The 16,737-nt window shown below is 62.8% G+C and carries 15 protein-coding genes, 1 tRNA gene and 2 pseudogenes; 8 read left to right on the forward strand and 10 right to left on the reverse strand.

Annotation, left to right across the window (positions count from 1 at the left end):
* Nucleotides 1-11 precede the first annotated feature (11 nt).
* Complete coding sequence (locus QIY50_17725) at nt 12-542, forward strand: hypothetical protein (GenBank protein WGV19240.1); 531 nt, start codon at nt 12-14, stop codon at nt 540-542.
* A 124-nt stretch (nt 543-666) separates the two neighbouring features.
* Here QIY50_17725 and QIY50_17730 read toward each other — a convergent pair whose 3' ends face one another.
* On the reverse strand, nt 667-1,542 hold the full coding sequence (locus tag QIY50_17730; GenBank protein ID WGV23083.1) for a ZIP family metal transporter: 876 nt from the start codon (nt 1,540-1,542) through the stop codon (nt 667-669).
* A gap of 184 nt (nt 1,543-1,726) precedes the next feature.
* Here QIY50_17730 and QIY50_17735 point away from each other — a divergent pair, with 184 nt between their 5' ends.
* The 4 genes from QIY50_17735 to QIY50_17750 all read left to right on the forward strand — a co-directional run bounded on the left by QIY50_17735 (nt 1,727) and on the right by QIY50_17750 (nt 5,137).
* Nucleotides 1,727-1,918 (forward strand): PLD nuclease N-terminal domain-containing protein, encoded by a 192-nt coding sequence (locus tag QIY50_17735; GenBank protein ID WGV19241.1) that lies wholly within the window; start codon nt 1,727-1,729, stop codon nt 1,916-1,918.
* A gap of 210 nt (nt 1,919-2,128) precedes the next feature.
* Entirely contained in the window at nt 2,129-4,204 is a 2,076-nt protein-coding gene (locus QIY50_17740) for an LTA synthase family protein (GenBank protein ID WGV19242.1), read from the forward strand.
* A 187-nt stretch (nt 4,205-4,391) separates the two neighbouring features.
* The gene (locus QIY50_17745) at nt 4,392-4,628 is read left to right on the forward strand and encodes a hypothetical protein (protein ID WGV19243.1); all 237 of its coding nucleotides are present in this window, start codon (nt 4,392-4,394) and stop codon (nt 4,626-4,628) included.
* Between the two features lie 176 nt (nt 4,629-4,804).
* On the forward strand, nt 4,805-5,137 hold the full coding sequence (locus QIY50_17750; GenBank protein WGV19244.1) for a ribonuclease E inhibitor RraB: 333 nt from the start codon (nt 4,805-4,807) through the stop codon (nt 5,135-5,137).
* A 123-nt stretch (nt 5,138-5,260) separates the two neighbouring features.
* Here QIY50_17750 and QIY50_17755 read toward each other — a convergent pair whose 3' ends face one another.
* Entirely contained in the window at nt 5,261-6,061 is an 801-nt protein-coding gene (locus QIY50_17755) for a cytochrome c (protein ID WGV19245.1), read from the reverse strand.
* A gap of 66 nt (nt 6,062-6,127) precedes the next feature.
* Nucleotides 6,128-6,370: a hypothetical protein gene (locus QIY50_17760; GenBank protein ID WGV23147.1), complete on the reverse strand. Its 243-nt coding sequence runs from the start codon at nt 6,368-6,370 to the stop codon at nt 6,128-6,130.
* 218 nt (nt 6,371-6,588) lie between these two features.
* Between QIY50_17760 and QIY50_17765 the strand changes: the two genes are divergently transcribed.
* Together QIY50_17765 and QIY50_17770 are read left to right on the forward strand one after the other, a co-directional pair.
* Entirely contained in the window at nt 6,589-7,320 is a 732-nt protein-coding gene (locus tag QIY50_17765; protein WGV19246.1) for an amidotransferase, read from the forward strand.
* Nucleotides 7,321-7,622: 302 nt separating this feature from the next.
* A complete protein-coding gene (locus tag QIY50_17770) occupies nt 7,623-8,618 on the forward strand; it encodes an IS110 family transposase (GenBank protein ID WGV19247.1) in 996 nt (331 codons plus the stop codon).
* A gap of 102 nt (nt 8,619-8,720) precedes the next feature.
* Here QIY50_17770 and QIY50_17775 read toward each other — a convergent pair whose 3' ends face one another.
* The 3 genes and pseudogenes from QIY50_17775 to QIY50_17785 form a co-directional block, all read right to left on the reverse strand.
* Nucleotides 8,721-9,692 carry a magnesium and cobalt transport protein CorA gene (locus QIY50_17775; protein ID WGV19248.1) on the reverse strand — a complete coding sequence of 324 codons (972 nt, stop codon included), beginning with the start codon at nt 9,690-9,692 and terminating at the stop codon, nt 8,721-8,723.
* A gap of 64 nt (nt 9,693-9,756) precedes the next feature.
* Complete coding sequence (locus QIY50_17780; protein WGV19249.1) at nt 9,757-10,476, reverse strand: 1-acylglycerol-3-phosphate O-acyltransferase; 720 nt, start codon at nt 10,474-10,476, stop codon at nt 9,757-9,759.
* 181 nt (nt 10,477-10,657) lie between these two features.
* Nucleotides 10,658-11,348 (reverse strand): annotated as a pseudogene (locus QIY50_17785) (crotonase/enoyl-CoA hydratase family protein).
* A 198-nt stretch (nt 11,349-11,546) separates the two neighbouring features.
* On the opposite strand from QIY50_17785, the gene QIY50_17790 reads away from it, so the two are divergent.
* Nucleotides 11,547-11,636: transfer RNA gene (locus QIY50_17790), tRNA-Ser, on the forward strand.
* A 158-nt stretch (nt 11,637-11,794) separates the two neighbouring features.
* Here QIY50_17790 and QIY50_17795 read toward each other — a convergent pair.
* The 4 genes and pseudogenes from QIY50_17795 to QIY50_17810 form a co-directional block, all read right to left on the reverse strand.
* Nucleotides 11,795-13,927 (reverse strand): TonB-dependent siderophore receptor, encoded by a 2,133-nt coding sequence (locus QIY50_17795; protein WGV19250.1) that lies wholly within the window; start codon nt 13,925-13,927, stop codon nt 11,795-11,797.
* Between the two features lie 202 nt (nt 13,928-14,129).
* Nucleotides 14,130-14,510, reverse strand: a complete 381-nt coding sequence (locus QIY50_17800) for a hypothetical protein (protein WGV19251.1) — start codon at nt 14,508-14,510, stop codon at nt 14,130-14,132.
* A 64-nt stretch (nt 14,511-14,574) separates the two neighbouring features.
* Nucleotides 14,575-15,785, reverse strand: a pseudogene (locus QIY50_17805) (MFS transporter).
* A gap of 160 nt (nt 15,786-15,945) precedes the next feature.
* Entirely contained in the window at nt 15,946-16,695 is a 750-nt protein-coding gene (locus QIY50_17810; GenBank protein ID WGV19252.1) for a 3-oxoacyl-ACP reductase family protein, read from the reverse strand.
* Nucleotides 16,696-16,737 lie beyond the last annotated feature (42 nt).

Raw genomic sequence — 16,737 nt, forward strand, 5'->3', positions numbered from 1 at the left:
GGCCCCCTTTCATGAAAACTCAGTTGCTCGAATTCATCAGCCTCATTGGCGCTGGCTGCATGCGCGAGGAAGACATCGAGCGCATTGCCGACGAGGCCGCCCAGGCTTACGCCGACCCCGCCGCCTTCCTGGCCGCCAACCCCGACGTCAACTACGATGACAGCTTCCCCATCCCGCTGGGCGAATGGGTGGTACTGGGAAGCCTGCCGGACACCGTGGTGTTCCAGGCCGACAGTTACCAGGCGCTGTTCCAGCAGATCAGCGACTCGTTCGACCAGAGCGTGCCGTTCACCCTCAAGCCCAAACAACTGGCCCGCACCGAGCCGCTGACGGCACTCAACCGCATTCAGGTGCAGATGGGGGCGCTGAACAAAGAGGCGGGTGGTTATGTGCTGCTCAACTTCAGCCAGTTGCTGGATGACGAGCTGCAGATGGTGATGGTGGGGCAGAACGACCTGGCACGGGTGCTGGAGCTGGGGGCAGAGGTGGGGATCAGGGTCGAGCCTGCCCTGGAAGCTCTGAAGGTCGCCGTACACGTCTGATTTCAGTGTTTGCTTCTTCGCGGGCATGCCCGCTCCCACAGGATTTTCACTGGGCCTGAGGGCAGTGGAGTATCTGTGGGAGCGGGCGAGCCCGCGAAGAGGCCGGCACAGGCAGCTTCAAGCTTCAGCCCAGCGCAGTATCCAGGAACATCATCACCGCAAACCCACCCATCAGCCCCAGGGTCGCCGCCGTCTGGTGCCCATTGCGGTGGGTTTCGGGAATCACCTCGTGGCTCACCACAAAGATCATCGCCCCCGCCGCCAAGCCCATGCTCACCGGGTAGGCCACGGCAAAGCCGGTCGAGATCCCCAGGCCGATCACGGCACCCAGCGGCTCCATCAGCCCCGACCCGATCGCCACCAGCGCGGCCTTCAGGCTCGACAACCCGGTAGCGCGCAAGGCCAGCGCCACGGCCAGCCCTTCGGGGATGTCCTGGATAGCGATGGCGCTGGTCAGCGGCAGGCCGATGTTCATGTCGCCATTGGCGAAGCTCACGCCAATCGCCATGCCTTCAGGCAGGTTGTGCAGGGTAATCGCCAGCACGAACAACCACACCCGGCTGATGCGCTCGGCTTCCGGGCCGCACGGGCCGGTGCTTTCGTGTTCGTGCGGGGTGAAGCGGTCCAGGCCCAGCATCAGCAGCACGCCCAGGCCCATGCCCAGCACCACGGTAAAGGCCGCGGCCGGGCCGTTGCCGGTAATTTCACGGGCGGCATCCAGGCCCGGCAGAATCAGCGAGAACGAACTGGCCGCCAGCATCATGCCGGCGGCAAAACCCAACATCACGTCCTGGGTGCGTGCCCGGATATCGCGCAGCACCACCGCCAGTACCGCGCCCAGCGCCGTCGCGCCAAAGCCGGACAGCCCGCCCAGTGCGGCCAGGTGAAGATTGTCGGCGTGGTCGCCGTTCACCGCGTTCCACAGGCTCGCCCCCAGCAGTACCAGTACCACCAGCAGGCTCAGGGCCAGGCCGGCGCCGATCCAGGGGTTGTCGTGCATCTGTTGGCGCCAGGCGCTGACGGGCGAAGGCAGGGCTACGCTGTGGGTGTGTGCGGGCATGGCAACCTCGAAATCGGTGGATGGAGCAGTTTAAGCAGTGACACGTGCAAACGGCCAAGGATTCCCTTCTATCGACGTGATAGCTGGCTATGCTGTGGCAAAGCCTCTGGACAGGAGTTTAGGCATGGGTTCGACGTTCAACAGCCTGGTCGGGCTGATCATCCTGGCGCTGGATATCTGGGCCATCCTCAATGTGATCAAGAGTGGCAGCGAAGTGGGCATCAAGGTGTTGTGGATCCTGCTGATCGCCTTGCTGCCGGTGGTTGGCCTGGTGATCTGGGCGATTGCCGGGCCGCGGGGGAATGTGCAAATCTGAATGCCTGTACTGGCCTCTTCGCGGGCACGCCCGCTCCCACAGTCCCTGTGAGCGGGCATGCCCGCGAAGAGGCCGAAACAGACAAAACCCGCAACACCCCCGTGACAAAATTTTCACATTGGTTTAAACAGAATCCGCACCCGCACAATGCTGCGTTGGTATACACCTGCGCCATCTCCGCAAACCCGCAATCCTAGGACCTTCCCATTCATGGCTAACCCGGACGCCTTGAAGCAACGGGGCGCGCGAGCGTCGTTCTCGCCCACCCTGAAATCCCACCTGGCCTACACGCTGCTCAGCGCCCTGGTGATCATGCTGATGCTCAGCCTCGTGCGCCTGGCGCTGCTGGTCTACAACAGCGACATGATTGGCGATACCCCCGGCGCGACCGTCGCCGAAGGCTTCCTCAACGGCTTGCGCTTCGACCTGCGGGTGGTGGTGTACATCAGTATTCCGCTGCTGCTGGCCATTCTCAGCCCTTGGGCCATGGCCCGGCGTGGCCTGTTCCGTTTCTGGCTGACCATCACCTCGAGCGTGGTGATGTTCCTCGGCCTGATGGAGCTGGACTTCTATCGCGAGTTCCACCAGCGCCTCAACGGCCTGGTGTTCCAGTACATCAAGGAAGACCCGAAAACCGTGCTGAGCATGCTCTGGTACGGCTTCCCTGTGGTGCGCTACCTGCTGGCCTGGCTGTTCGGCACCTGGCTGCTGAGCCTGCTGTTCAAGGGCATCGACCGCATGACCCGTGGCAATGGCGCCGACGAAGTCACCCTGCAGCGCCGCGCGGCGCCGTGGTACAACCGCCTGGCGGTGTTCATGGTGATCCTGCTGGTAGCCGTGGTCGCTGCCCGTGGCACTCTGCGTCAGGGCCCGCCGATGCGCTGGGGTGATGCCTTCACCACCGACTCCAACTTCGTCAACCAGCTGGGCTTGAACGGCACCCTGACCTTGATCGATGCTGCCAAGAGCCGTTTCGGCGAGGACCGGGCCAATATCTGGAAACCGGTGCTGGAGCAGGACGTGGCCACGCAGAGCGTGCGCGAGCAGCTGCTGACCGCCAACGACACCCTGGTCGATGCCGACGAGGCTGCCATCCGCCGCGACTTCGTGCCGCCGGCCGAGCGCACCCTGCCGATCAAGAACGTGGTGGTGATCCTGATGGAAAGCTTCGCCGGCCACTCGGTGGGCGCGCTGGGCAGCCCCAACAACATCACCCCGTATTTCGACAAGCTGGCCAAAGAGGGCCTGCTGTTCGACCGCTTCTTCTCCAATGGTACCCATACCCACCAGGGCATGTTCGCCACCATGGCCTGCTTCCCCAACCTGCCAGGCTTCGAATACCTGATGCAGACCCCGGAAGGCGGCCACAAGCTGTCCGGTCTGCCGGCCTTGCTCAGCGCCCGCGATTACGACGACGTGTACGTCTACAACGGCGACTTTGCCTGGGACAACCAGTCCGGGTTCTTCGGCAACCAGGGCATGACCACCTTCATTGGCCGTAACGACTTCGTCAACCCGGTGTTCTCCGACCCGACCTGGGGCGTTTCCGACCAGGACATGTTCGACCGTGGCAACGAAGAACTGGCCAGGCACGATGGCAAGAAGCCGATCTACGCGCTGCTGCAGACCTTGTCCAACCACACCCCGTATGCGCTGCCCAAGGACCTGCCGGTCGAGAAGGTCACCGGCCAGGGTCGCCTGGACGAGCACCTGACCGCCATGCGTTATTCGGACTGGGCGCTGGGCCAGTTCTTCGAGAAGGCGCGCAAGGAGCCGTACTTCAAGGAAACCCTGTTCGTCATCGTTGGCGACCATGGCTTTGGCAACCACCAGCAGGTCACCGAGCTGGACCTGGGCCGCTTCAACGTACCGCTGCTGCTGATTGCCCCGGGCATCCAGGAGAAGTTCGGTGCGGTCAACCACACCGTGGGCACCCAGGTCGACATCGTGCCGACCATCATGGGCCGCCTGGGTGGCCAGGCCCGTCACCAGTGCTGGGGCCGTGACCTCCTCAACCTGCCTGAAGGCGACCAGGGCGTGGGCATGATCAAGCCATCGGGCAGCGAGCAGATCGTCGGCCTGGTGCAGGGCGACCGCATCCTGATCGAGTCCAAGGACATGACCCCACGCATGTACCGCTACCAGCTGGGCAGCGAGTTCAAGGCCGAGCTGATCGAAAGCCCGGACCAGCCGGAAATGCTGAAGAAGCTGGAAGCGTTTATCCAGACGGCGACCAAGAGCCTGCTGGATAACACTGCCGGTGTGGTGCACGGCACGCCGAAATAAATCGGGGCCGCTTTGCGGCCCATTCGCGGGCACGCCCGCTCCCACAGGTACAGCACAGGTCCTGTGGGAGCGGGCGTGCCCGCGAATGGGCCCAACACAAATCCCCGGACTGAACATTCTCCCCACCCCAAGGTCACTTGTTCAGGCATCACACACCTGGTTTTCGTTGACTGAGAGGGGTCGTTCGATGAAAGAGTGGGAAGTCATCTTTGCCGATCAGAAAGGCGTGCTCACCACCCTGACGTTGCGTGGCGAGCAGTGCCCCAGTGAGGAGGACGCCGCGCGGGCCATCCGTTCGCACCTGTTCCCGGTGATGGACGAGCTGGACCTCAACGACTTCCAGGACCGCGCCGTTTCCCCCACCGCTCGCTGGCTCAAGGAACAGAGCGGCGTGACCATCACCAGCATCCACGAAGCGCCCTGAATCGCAGGTTTGCGTGGCGCCCTGGCAGGCACTACGCTGCATGAAGGTGCCAGCCTGTTCTGCGGGTTGGCACCGCATCCCTTCGCGTCTTGCATCAGCTCGAACTGCCCGGTCGCTGCCGGCAGGTGCGTAGTGCACGGAAAGTCTATCCATCGCATTATTCAGGAGGACGTTTCATGAGCAGCCAGAACGACGATATCAGCAGCAACGTCCTGCGCCAGATGAAGGCAGGCGGTTTCGACTTCACCCAGATCCACCCCATCGAGTTCTACGCCATATTCCCAGACGAAGCAGGAGCCCGCCGCGCGGCCACGCAGTTTCGCGGTGAGTCACTCAATGCCCAGGTGAAGGAACTGGACGATGGCGCCTGGCATCTGGAACTGAGCAAGGTCATGTATGCCACCCATGGCGGGATTGGCGACTTCGAAGAGGCCTTCGAGCAGCTGGTGACACCTTATGGGGGTGAGGTGGAAGGGTGGGGGGTCAAGCAGGAGCGGCCCATAGCCTGAGACTTTGGGAATTCGGGGCCGCTTTGCGGCCCATCGCGACACAAGGCCGCTCCTACAGGCGTGCGCGTTCCCTTGTAGGAGCGGCCTTGTGTCGCGAAAGGGGCGCAAAGCGCCCCTAGGTTCTCAAGGCCTGCGCCCAGCCATATGCCTCAAATAAGCCAGCAATTCATCCAGCTCCGCTTCACTCAAGACACTTTCGGCAAACCCCGGCATCTTCGCCTGCGGCCACTGCCGCAGGCTCTGCGGGTCACGAATCAGCTGGCGTAGATATTCAGGGCGAAAATACTCGGTCGGGTTATGCGGCACATTCAGGTCCGGCCCCACCTGCGCATCCCCCGCGCCGTTCAGCCGGTGACACGCCAGGCAGTTCTGCTGGAACAAGGCAAAGCCCCGGCGCACCGGGCTGTCGGCTGGCAGCTTCGGGTCGGGCAGCAGCGCCGGGAAACGCGCTTCGACAGAAGCCAGCCTGCGAATCGTGGAAATCTGGAACGGCCACTGCTCCGGGCGGATACCGCTGGCCTGCGGTGTAGTCCACACCAGGTAGAACGGCCCTGCACTCGGCTGGCCCTGGCCCAGTGGTGGCCATGGCCGGCCCGGATCCTCCACGGCCAGCCAGGCCTGTGCCGGGCCTGGCTGCAACAGTGGCGCTGCGGGCATTTCCGCAGCAAAGCCGTCCAGTGCCACCGCCTGCAGGTGGTCGCTGGCGCTCACGCCGTCCAGCAGCGCAGCCAGCGGCACTGCGCGATAGTGCATGGGCCGCTTGTAGGAAACGTCCTGGTCGATGCTGATGTCCCGTGCCTGCGGGTGGTCCAGCAGTTCGGCACTGCTCCACTGGCGCGCCGTGGCGCCCAGTTCAAGGTGCAGTTGCGCCGCCGACAGCGGCAGGCTCAGGATCAACACTAACAGTGCGAGGCATTGGCGCATGGGTAATCTCCGACCATCAAGGCCAGCAGGTTACCTGTGCGTTGCCTGTTGGCGCCACAGCCGCATTCAGCCGAACAACCGTGTCAGGTTCGGCAGGATCAGCAGCAAAGTCGTGGCGAAGAGAATGAGCCCAGCTTGGCGAATTTTCGATTGTCTGAACATGGCGGACCGCCTTCTTGTTGTTATTCCTGAATACCCGTTGGCTTCCCTGTCGCGCTTCGGGTCGATCGCAGTGGCGTTGCGTGACGCCTGAACTGCCTGCCTCTTGAAAGTGGATATACAACCAACAGTAGGGTGTGCGTCATCCATGTTTGAGAACCCTTTGTTCTAACGATGTGATTGGTTGATCTCGTCTGGCTATGAGGCCAAGTGCCAGCCGGCTGGCATGCTCTCGCTAGACAGTGGCGCAAGTGCCAGCAGGGCAGTGGCTGAATATGACCGTTCGTCAGGCCGCCTACTTGCTTGTACGTGCCTTTCGCGTCAGTCTCTACAGCAGATTCCCACCCATGTCGTTCAGGACTATCCCTATGTCGTTACGCATCTGCATCCTTGAAACCGATGTCCTGCGACCGGAGTTGACCGCGCAGTACCAGGGCTACGGCAGGATGTTCGAGCAGCTCTTCTCGCGTCAGCCGATCGCCGCCGAATTTCGTGTGTACAACGTGATGAACGGCGATTACCCCGCCGACAACGAAAGGTTCGATGCCTACCTGGTGACAGGCAGCAAAGCCGACTCGTTTGGTGCCGACCCGTGGATCCAGACCCTGAAGGCCTACCTGCTGAAACTGTACGAGCGTGGCGAGAAGCTACTGGGTGTGTGTTTCGGCCACCAGTTACTGGCGTTGACCCTGGGCGGCAAGGCCGAGCGTGCCGAACAGGGCTGGGGCGTAGGTATCCATCGCTATTCGCTGGCGGCCCATGCGCCGTGGATGGACCCGGAGGTGTCGGAGCTGACCTTGCTGATCAGCCACCAGGACCAGGTGACCGAGCTGCCGGAAGGCGCCACGGTGATCGCCTCCAGCGATTTTTGCCCGAACGCGGCGTACCACATTCGTGACCAGGTGCTGTGTTTCCAGGGGCACCCCGAGTTCGTGCACGACTACTCCCGTGCCCTGCTCGATGCGCGCCAGGCGTATCTGGGTGATGAGGTGTACCACAAAGCCGTGGCCAGCCTGGCCACCGAGCACCAGGGCGACCTGGTGGGGGAGTGGATGTTGCGGTTTATCCAGCAGCCGGTGAGCAAGGATACCGCAGCGTGATGGCTGGGGGCTGCTGTGCAGCCCATCGCGACACAAGGCCGCTCCTTGTATGTTGTGTCTGGCCTAGCGGGAGAGGTTATTCTCGTCGGGCTGAAGAAGCACTTCCGGGGAGGCCGATCGCTCCTGAAGGCAGGTATTGCCCCTGACCTTGTATGTAGAGAGGCCCCCGCCTCATTGCCCACTGCGAAGAGTATCGAGAAGCCGACAAGTCGGACTTCGCATTACAAGGTTGCAGCAGCATGAAGTTCGAGGTCGGGGAACCGGAGGCCATTGTTACCTAACTCGCTTGGGAGAGGGAAGGAATGAGTGTCTGGGTTGGCGTCGATATCGGCTCACGTACTTCGGTCGTTGGGGTGCGTAAAGATGGGCGTCCGGCCGGACAGTGGGATATCGCTCAAACCCCTGCAGGCCGTAAGGCTGCGGTGAAAAAGCTGCTGGCACTCAAACCCAAGTCGATCGTGATGGAGGCGACCGGAATCTATTACCTGGACTTGGCCCTTGAGCTACATGCGGCTGACCTCCCTGTATCCGTGATCAACCCCAAGAGCTTCCACAATTTCGCCAAACTGATGCTGGTGAACAGCAAGACCGATGCAATAGATGCTCAACTGCTGTCCGAGTACGGCGAGCGTATGACACCGCGCTTGTGGACACCTCCAAGCCTTGTGCAGCTTGAACTGAGGGCTCTGGGGCGACACATCAATCGTTTGGTGGGGCATCGTACAAGGGCGAAGAACGAACTGCATGCATTGCAGGCGACCGCTACAACCGTGTCGATGCTGATCGAGGATCAGGAGGAAGCGATTGCTTCACTGGATAATCGAATTGAGCGCTTTCGTAAGGCGGGCCGCGAGCTGGTCGCCCAGTGTCCGACGCTTACTCGGCAGTACAAGCAGCTGCTCGCAGGGCCTGGGATGGGAGAAGTCTCTGCACTTGCGGCATTGGCTGAACTGACCATCCTTCCTCAAATGCTCAAGTCCTCGCAGGTAGCTCGCCACGCGGGTCTCGATGTTCGACAGACCCAATCGGGAACGAGCATTGATAAGCCCGGCAGACTCGGCAAAAGTGGGAATGCTTATCTACGGGCAGCCATGTACATGCCTGCCTTGACCGCAGTGCGCTGCGACCCTTATGCGAAGGCTTTTTACGAGTCGTTGGTCAACAGGGGCAAGAAGAAAATGCAGGCTATCGCTGCTGTCATGCGCAAGTACCTGACAGGCATCTGGGCATGTATGCGCGGGGATGAGCCATTTGATACGGCCAAGCTTTTCAGCTCTGAACACCTCAGAAAAGCTTGACCGCCAACAGAGTATCTACAGGGATCGCATAAACCTGATTGACGCGATCCCCTGTAGGAGCGGCCTTGTGTCGCGATGGGCCGCAAAGCGGCCCCGACAATCTCAAAGCCAGCCCGATTTCTTGAAGCTGGCATACAAAGCGGTGCAGCCCAGCCCGATCACCCCCAACACCCCGAAATACCCATAGTGCCACCCCAGCTCCGGCATGTTCTGGAAGTTCATCCCGTAAACCCCGGCAATTGCCGTGGGGAATGCCAGGATCGCCGCCCAGGCCGCGAACTTGCGCTGCACGATGCTCTGCCGTGACGATTCCAGCAGCATGCCGATCTCGATGGTCTGGCTGGCGATGTCACGGATACCGGCCAGGTCTTCCATCTGCCGCGTTACGTGGATCTGCACATCACGGAAGTACGGGCGCATGTTCTTGTCGATGAACGGGAAGCTCAGGCGTTGCAGCTCCTCGCTCACCTCAACCATCGGCGCCACGTAGCGGCGCAGGCGCAGGATGTCGCGGCGCAGGCTGTGCAGGCGGCGGATGTCGTCCTCCTGCAGCGAGCCGCCAAGCACGCTCTGCTCCAGCTCTTCGATCTCGCCGTGAATGGCCTCGCTGACCGGCTGGTAATTCTCGGTGACGAAGTCGAGCAGGGCGTACAGCACGAAGTCTTCGCCGTGCTCCAGCAGCAACGGCCGCGCCTCGCAGCGTTGGCGAACCAGGGCGTAGGATTTGGAGTGGCCGTTGCGGCAGGTGATGATGTAGCCGTTGCCGGCAAAGATGTGGGTTTCGATGAACTCCAGCTTGCCTTCGTGGCGCACCGGTGAGTAGGTGACGATGAACAGGGCATCGCCGAAAGTTTCAAGTTTGGGCCGGCTGTGCTTTTCCAGGGCATCTTCGATGGCCAGTTCGTGCAGGTTGAACTGGCACTGCAGGTTGGCCAGTTCCTCGGCGTTGGGCTCCTCCAGGCCGATCCACACAAAGTGCCCCGGCTTGCGCGCCCACTCGCTGCCTTCATCGATGCTGATGTTGGTGACCTTTCTGCCGGCGCTGTACACCGCCGATGCCACGACTCGACCCATGGTTGTTCGCTTATTCCGGTTGGACACGGGTTACAGCTTGGGCCGTAGTGGGCACAAGAGCAACCTAGCGCTTGGCCAGTTCCCTTTCCATGCGGTCGATGCATTGCTGCATCTGCCCCCGGCACTGATCGATCAGCGCCGGCAGGTCCTGCAGGGTCATGCCGGCCGTGTCGATAGGTGGCAGCGAACGCACGATCACCGTGCGCCGGCGCCAGCTGTTCAGGCTCAGGCGCCTGGCATAGCGGCTGACGCATACCGGCACGATCGGCACACCGGCTTCGATGGCCATGTGAAACGCGCCCTTCTTGAAGGCCAGCAGGTGCTCGCCGGGATTGCGCGTGCCTTCGGGGAAAATCCAGATCGAGGTGTCGTCCTGCAGTACCCGGGTGGTCTTCTGCATGGCCTTGCGTGCCTGGTAGGCGTTCTTGCGGTCGACCAGCACGTTGCCACCCAGCCAGAACAGCTGGCCGAACAGCGGGATCCAGCCCAGGCTTTTCTTGCCGATGGCGACGGTGCGCCGGGGCACTACCTGGCCCAGCACGAACAGGTCGAAGTTGGACTGGTGGTTGGCGACGATCACGCAGCCGGGCGGCTGGTCCCACAGCGGGCCGACTTCGGCCTTGACCCTGATGCGCATCAGCCAGGTAGCCGGCAGGCTGTACAGGCGGGCGAACACGCGGCTGTTGTCGGGGTTGAAGGGGCGGCACAGGCCAATGATCAGGCCCAGGGTGCCAACCATAAGGAAATGCAGCGCCAGCAGGAACATGCGCAATGAATAAAGCATGGTACGACTCACACCAGACAGTCGCCGGGCAGTGTACGGATGTGCACTGGTTGGGGCAAACCCTGGTGCGAGCCTGTTGGGGCCTCTTCGCGGGCTTGCCCGCTCCCACAGGTACTGCGCTGCCCTCGGCTCTGGCGCTGTCCCTGTGGGAGCGGGCATGCCCGCGAAGAGGCCCGCCCGGTTAGCCCATATGCTGCTGGTCCAGCTCGATCGCCTTGTCCAACGCTTCCAGCAGCCCTTTGCGCACCTTCAGCTTGGTGTTCTTGTGGGCCAGCATGTTCAGCTTCTTCAATTCCCGCGCCGCTGCCAGTGCGGCATCCTGCAACTGCTCGGCCGGCACCACCTTGTCGAGGAAGCCGGCGTCCACTGCGCCCTGCGGGTCAAACACTTCGGCATTGATCACCGAGCGGTGAAATGGCCGAGCGGCGCAGGCGGTCGCGGGCCAGCTCGATGCCGGCATGGTGCATGGTCATGCCGATCTGCACTTCGTTCAGGCATACCTTGTAGGGCCCGTCGACGCCAATGCGGTAGTCGCCCGACAGCAGCAGGAAGGCGCCCTTGGCCACGGCATTGCCCGGGCAGGCAACCACTACCGGGAACGGGTGCGACAGCAGGCGGCGGGCGAGAGTGGAGCCGGCGGTAACCAGGCTGATTGCCTCTTTCGGGCCGCTGGTCATCACCTTCAGGTCGTAACCGCCAGACAGAATGCCCGGCTGCCCGGTGATGATCACCACCGCACGCTCTTCGGTGGCGCGGTCGAGCGCGGCGTTGAAGGCGGTGATGACATCCGGCGAGATGGCGTTGACCTTGCCGTTGTTCAGGGTCAGGGTGGCGATGCCGTCTTCGGCGTGGTAGGTAATCAGCTCGCTCATGGCAGAGTCCTTTTGTTGGCGTGGCGACGACGTTACCCAGCGCCAGGGGCGAGGTAAAGCAGTAAGGCTGACCGGTCGGTCAGCGTTCGCTCAGGCTCAAATGCAAATGCATGAAAAAATTGAAAAAAATGCTTGCCAAAGAGAAGCTCTTTCACTAAATTAGCGCACCTCGACAGGCTGCAAGGCTTGAAGAGAAACGGTGAAGTGTCCGAGTGGTCGAAGGAGCACGCCTGGAAAGTGTGTATACGAGAAATCGTATCAAGGGTTCAAATCCCTTCTTCACCGCCACATTCTACGAAGAGCCCCCGAGCTGAAAAGCCGGGGGCTTTTTGTTTTTGGGCCGCTTTGCGACCCATTCGCAGCACAAGGCTGTTCCTACAGGATGAGGTGCGTACCTGTAGGAGCAGACTTGTGCTGCGAATGGGCTGCAAGGCAGCCCCAAAAATCTAGAAGCTGACCGAAGCCGACAGCCGAGCCGTCCGCGGTGCCCCCTGGAACAGGTAGTTATCCCCCAGGTAATCCCCCACATCGCGCCAATAACGCTTGTCGAGCACGTTATCCACACTCAGCCGCAGCACCGTGTCATACCCGCCGATGCGCGTGCGGTAGCGGCTACCCACATCGAACACCGTATACCCACCAACTTTCACATTTCCCGCCTGGCTCGCATACTTGCTGGCGCTGTAACGTGCCCCGCCCAGCAGTGCCAGCCCCGGTACCGGCAGGCTGTACTCTGCCTGCAGCGCCGCGCGGAACCTGGGTACGTTGATCGCCTGGTGGCCTTCATAATCATCGGTACCACTGTTCTGCAGCCGCGCCCGAATGGCCGCGGCGCTGGCCTGCAGTTGCAGGTTCGAGGTCACCCAGCCACTTGCCCCCAGCTCCAGACCAGTATTCTTCTGCCGGCCCTGCTGCACGTAGGTGAAGTGGCCGGCGCCGTCCGGGCGGGCGTACTGGTATGCCTGGCGGATCTGGAACAGCGCGGCGCTGAAACTCAGGCCTTGCCAGTCGTGCTTGAGGCCCAGTTCCAGCTGGTGCGAGGTCGTCGGTGCGAGGATTTCGAATTTGTTCTCGGTGAACCACGGTGCGGTACCGCCTGCTGACAGGCCCTTGGCGTAGCTGGCGTACACCGTGGTATCCGGCTGGGGCTTGTAGATAAGCGCAGCGTCAGGCAGCAATTCGTACTGCCGGGTATGGCGGCCGGATATGCCGTCCTCATTCCAGGTTTTCTCGTCCAGGCGTACTTCACGGGCACCCAGTACGGTCTGCCATTGCTCGTTGAAGCTGATGCGATCACTAACGAACAGCCCGTACTGGCGGCTGTCCAGGCGACGTTCGCCAGACCTGACGGATTTGTCGGATGGATCAAAGGCGGGCGCACCGGTGTGGATGTTGCCTGTACCTACCCATTCCATATAGCTGGGGCGCTGATCCAGCGTGCGCCGCTGCGCGCTGGTGCCCACAGTCAGCTCATGCCCTACGCCCAGCGCATCGAAGCGCCCGTTGAGCATGGCCTGCGCCTCGTCGGTGCGGCGGGTGTCGTCGGGGCTGCGGAAGTCGTAAATGTCGTAGTCGCCGTTGCCGCCGAAGAACGCACCTTCGCTCGAGCCCCAGGCAAACGAGCTGTAGTCATCGATCACCACCTTGCTGCGCGAGGCACTCAAGGTTCCTGTCCAGGCTTCGTTGAAACGGTATTCGAAGCGCCCGCCCAGGTTCAGCGCATCGTTCTGCACCGGCTTGGCCCAGTGCTGGTAGGCCAGGCGGTCGTCCGGGTCGATGCCGTGGGGCACTTCGCTGCCACCGAGCAACTGGTAACCGGGTACCGAGCGCTGTTCACGGTGCTGGTATTCGGCATCCAGTTGCAGGGTGGCATCCGGGTTGATCTGCCAGTCGAAGGCCAGCGAGGCGAAGTCGCGCTTGCCGTCGGCGTGGTCGACGTAGGAGCGGATGTCTTCATGGGCCAGGTTGGCACGCAGGCCGAACTGCCGTTCGCTGCCGAACCAGCCGCCGAGGTCGGTGGCCAGGTAGCGTTCGCCTTGTTCGTTGGTCGACAGCGTGACGCTGCGCACGTCTTCGGCGCGCTTGGTCACATAGTTGACCAGGCCGCCCGGCTCCGAAACACCGCTCTGCAGCCCGGACAGGCCCTTGAGCAGCTCCACCTGCTGCTTGTTCTCCAGGGCCACGTTGTGCTCGCCGGCGATGGTCTGGCCATTGATGCGGTAGCTGCTGGCGGCATTCAGCTCGAAGCCGCGCACATTGAAGTTTTCGTAGTAGCCGATGGGGGCGTAGCTTTCGCCCACCGAGGCGTCGCTTTGCAGCACTTCGCTGAGCTGGCGCACCTGGCGGTCTTCCAGCAGTTGCTGGCTGAACACGCTGATCGAAGCAGGGGTGTCGAGCAAGGGGGCGGACTGGAAGCCACCTACCGCTGCCTGGCGTGCCTGGTAGCCGTCATTGGCGTAGGTGTCAGACACCTGCAGCGGGGCCAGTAACACGCTGTCTTCGGCAAGCACATGGGGGCAATGCAGGGCCAGGCCCAGGCTGAGCAGGCTCAGGGGCAGGCGAGGGTGACGCGGGGGCATGCGGTGGGGCTCCTGGATGCGCGACACCTGTGCCGGCCTCTTCGCGGGCTCGCCCGCTCCCACAGGGACTGCGCCAACTTAAGCGCAGCGCTGTTCCTGTGGGAGCGGGCGAGCCCGCGAAGAGGCCAGTACAGGCCATGAAAAAAGGCGGCATCTTACCGCCGCCTTCAACATAAAACGATCCGGGCCCTGCGATATCCAGTCAGCCTTTATTGGCCGGCCGCCTGTGTTGCCGCCAGTTGTCATCGATCTTCGACCAGGTCTTGCCATCGGTAATGGCCATGAGCTTGCGCCCGTCCTTGAAGGTAGCCAGGAAGGTAGCTTCTTCTTCCTTGCCACCCAGCCACAGCCCGGCCAGCAACCCCACCGGCCCGGCCACCAGGGCCCCGGCCACGCCCCAGCCCAGGGCGCTGCCCAGGCTACGGCTTGATTCCAGGCTGGCCAGCCGCAGGTCGCTGATGCGTGCCAGGGAAATCCGCTCGCCCGGGGAGGGGCTGCGCGGGGTCTTGAGCGTGAGCGATCCGTTGCGATACTCGCCTTCACCTTGCAAGAAATCGCCGGATTGCACCGTGAGTCTTGTCATAACGTCGTCCTGTCAGGGAAAGGGCATTGACCAGCGCCTACTCAGCGCTGCCCGGGCGGGCAAGTCAACGGCCATGCGACGGAGGGTCGTGCGGAGCTGCCTGCAAAGCGTTGTTGCGCTCGGCCAACCCCCACGCCAGCAACGCCAGCCCGCCAATCACCAATCCCGCCACCACAATCCCCATCCAGCCTTGGTACTGGAACAACTGCGTGCCCAGCAGCGATCCCAGTGCCCCGCCAATGAAGTAGCAGGTTATATACCCGGCATTCAGCCGCGTACGCGCCTCGGGCCGCAACGCAATCACCGCATTCTGGTTGCTCACGTGCACCAGTTGCACTGCCAGGTCGAGCATCAGCACGCCCAGCAGCAAGGCCGGCAACGACTGTTCGGCAAAGCCCAGAGGCACCCACGACAGCAGCAGTACCACCAACCCCACGGTAGTACCCAGCGAGCCCTGGCCACGGTCGGCCAGGCGCCCGGCCCAGTTGGCCGACAGCGCACCTGCTGCACCGGCCAGGCCAAACAGGCCTATCACGGCGTCCGAATAGTGGTACGGGCCTTGCGCCAGCAGGAATGCCAGTGGCGTCCAGAACAAGGCGAACAGGCTGAACGCCAGCAGACCGAGCAGCGAGCGCAGGCGCAGCACCGGTTCTTCGAGGAACAGGCGGAACACCGAGCCGATCAGCGCCGGATACTTCAGCCCGGCATGGCTGTGGTGTTGCGGCAGGCTGCGGTACAGCGCCACGGCGGTGATGGCCATCAGCGCCGCGGCAAGTACGTAGATGCTGCGCCAGCCACCCAGCTCGGCCATGAAGCCGGCGGCGGTACGCGCCAGCAGGATGCCCAGCAGCAGGCCGCTCATCAATGTGCCGACCGCGCGCTACCGCGCTGGTGTGGCTCGCTGAGGGTCGCGGCCATGGGCACGAGGATTTGCGCCACCACCGAGAACAGCCCGGTCAGCGCCGTGCCAAGGATCAGCCAGGGCAGGCTCGGTGCGCAGGCACTGATGACCAGGCCCAGGGTGGAAATGGCGGTCATTACCGTGATCAGCCGGCGCTGCTCGAACAGGTCGCCCAGCGGCGCCAGCAGCAGCAGGCCGGCGCCATAGCTGAGCTGCGCGGCAATGACGATGCTGCCGGCACTGGCGGTGCTCAGGCCGAACTGCTGGGCGATGCTGTGCAGCAACGGTTGCGCGTAGTAGTTACTGGCGACGGCCAGGCCGGTGGCGGTGGCCATCAGCAGGATCAGGGCACGGCTGAGCGTGGGGGTATGCATGCAGTTCTCGTGGCAGACGGAAGGTAGGAGCGGGTTCAACCTGTGCCGCCCCTTTCGCGGGCTTGCCCGCTCCCACAGAATTATCACAGGGTTCGATACCGGTGGGATACCTGTGGGAGCGGGCGTGCCCGCGAAGAGGCCGGAACAGGCAACCCTTCAATCAGGCAGCAAACCCGCCATCGACCGTCAGGCTGGCCCCGGTAATGTACCCCGCTTCGGGCCCTGCCAGGTAAGCCACGAAGCTGGCAATTTCATCCGCCTCGCCATACCGCCCGACCGCCATCAGCGGGATCAGGCTGTCAGCGAACTCGCCGCTGGCCGGGTTCATGTCGGTGTCCACCGGCCCTGGCTGCACGTTGTTCACGGTAATGCCTTTCGGCCCCAGGTCGCGGGCCATGCCGCGGGTCAGGCCGACCAGCGCCGACTTGCTCATGGCATAGGGGGCGCCACCGGCAAACGGCATGCGCTCGGCGTTGGTGCTGCCAATGTTGATGATGCGCCCCCCTTGGCCCATGTAGCGTGCCGCTGCCTGGCTGGCGACGAACACGCTGCGCACGTTCACCGCCAGCATGTGATCGAAGTCGGCCAGGTCGAATTCGCTCACCGGCGCTACCGCCAGTACACCGGCGTTGTTGACCAGGATATCCAGCCGGCCGAAGGCCTTCACGGTGTCATCCACGGCCAGTTGCACGGCCGCCGCGTCTGCACTGTCGGCCCTCAGGGCCAAGGCCTTGCCGCCGTTTTCGGTAATTTCCTGCGCCAGCGCCTGCGCCGGGCCGGCGGAACTCACATAGGTGAAGGCCACCTGTGCGCCTTCGCGGGCCAGGCGTCGCACGATGGCTGCGCCGATGCCGCGGGAACCGCCCTGTACCAGGGCTACTTTGCCTTCGAGGGTATATTGCTTGGACATGCTGATCTCCTGCTGGAAGCCAGGCCGGAATGCCTTGGATGG

This window comes from Pseudomonas putida (assembly GCA_029953615.1).
Lineage (GTDB): Bacteria > Pseudomonadota > Gammaproteobacteria > Pseudomonadales > Pseudomonadaceae > Aquipseudomonas.

Excerpts from the sequence above, each read along its gene's own strand:
- QIY50_17775 (WGV19248.1), bottom strand. The coding sequence starts at position 9,692 with ATGGGTCGAGTCGTGGCATCGGCGGTGTACAGCGCCGGCAGAAAGGTC.
- QIY50_17765 (WGV19246.1), top strand. The coding sequence starts at position 6,589 with ATGTCGTTACGCATCTGCATCCTTGAAACCGATGTCCTGCGACCGGAG.
- QIY50_17735 (WGV19241.1), top strand. The coding sequence starts at position 1,727 with ATGGGTTCGACGTTCAACAGCCTGGTCGGGCTGATCATCCTGGCGCTG.
- QIY50_17760 (WGV23147.1), bottom strand. The coding sequence starts at position 6,370 with ATGGATGACGCACACCCTACTGTTGGTTGTATATCCACTTTCAAGAGG.
- QIY50_17810 (WGV19252.1), bottom strand. The coding sequence starts at position 16,695 with ATGTCCAAGCAATATACCCTCGAAGGCAAAGTAGCCCTGGTACAGGGC.
- QIY50_17755 (WGV19245.1), bottom strand. The coding sequence starts at position 6,061 with ATGCGCCAATGCCTCGCACTGTTAGTGTTGATCCTGAGCCTGCCGCTG.
- QIY50_17730 (WGV23083.1), bottom strand. The coding sequence starts at position 1,542 with ATGCACGACAACCCCTGGATCGGCGCCGGCCTGGCCCTGAGCCTGCTG.
- QIY50_17745 (WGV19243.1), top strand. The coding sequence starts at position 4,392 with ATGAAAGAGTGGGAAGTCATCTTTGCCGATCAGAAAGGCGTGCTCACC.
- QIY50_17740 (WGV19242.1), top strand. The coding sequence starts at position 2,129 with ATGGCTAACCCGGACGCCTTGAAGCAACGGGGCGCGCGAGCGTCGTTC.
- QIY50_17795 (WGV19250.1), bottom strand. The coding sequence starts at position 13,927 with ATGCCCCCGCGTCACCCTCGCCTGCCCCTGAGCCTGCTCAGCCTGGGC.
- QIY50_17780 (WGV19249.1), bottom strand. The coding sequence starts at position 10,476 with ATGCTTTATTCATTGCGCATGTTCCTGCTGGCGCTGCATTTCCTTATG.
- QIY50_17725 (WGV19240.1), top strand. The coding sequence starts at position 12 with ATGAAAACTCAGTTGCTCGAATTCATCAGCCTCATTGGCGCTGGCTGC.
- QIY50_17750 (WGV19244.1), top strand. The coding sequence starts at position 4,805 with ATGAGCAGCCAGAACGACGATATCAGCAGCAACGTCCTGCGCCAGATG.
- QIY50_17800 (WGV19251.1), bottom strand. The coding sequence starts at position 14,510 with ATGACAAGACTCACGGTGCAATCCGGCGATTTCTTGCAAGGTGAAGGC.
- QIY50_17770 (WGV19247.1), top strand. The coding sequence starts at position 7,623 with ATGAGTGTCTGGGTTGGCGTCGATATCGGCTCACGTACTTCGGTCGTT.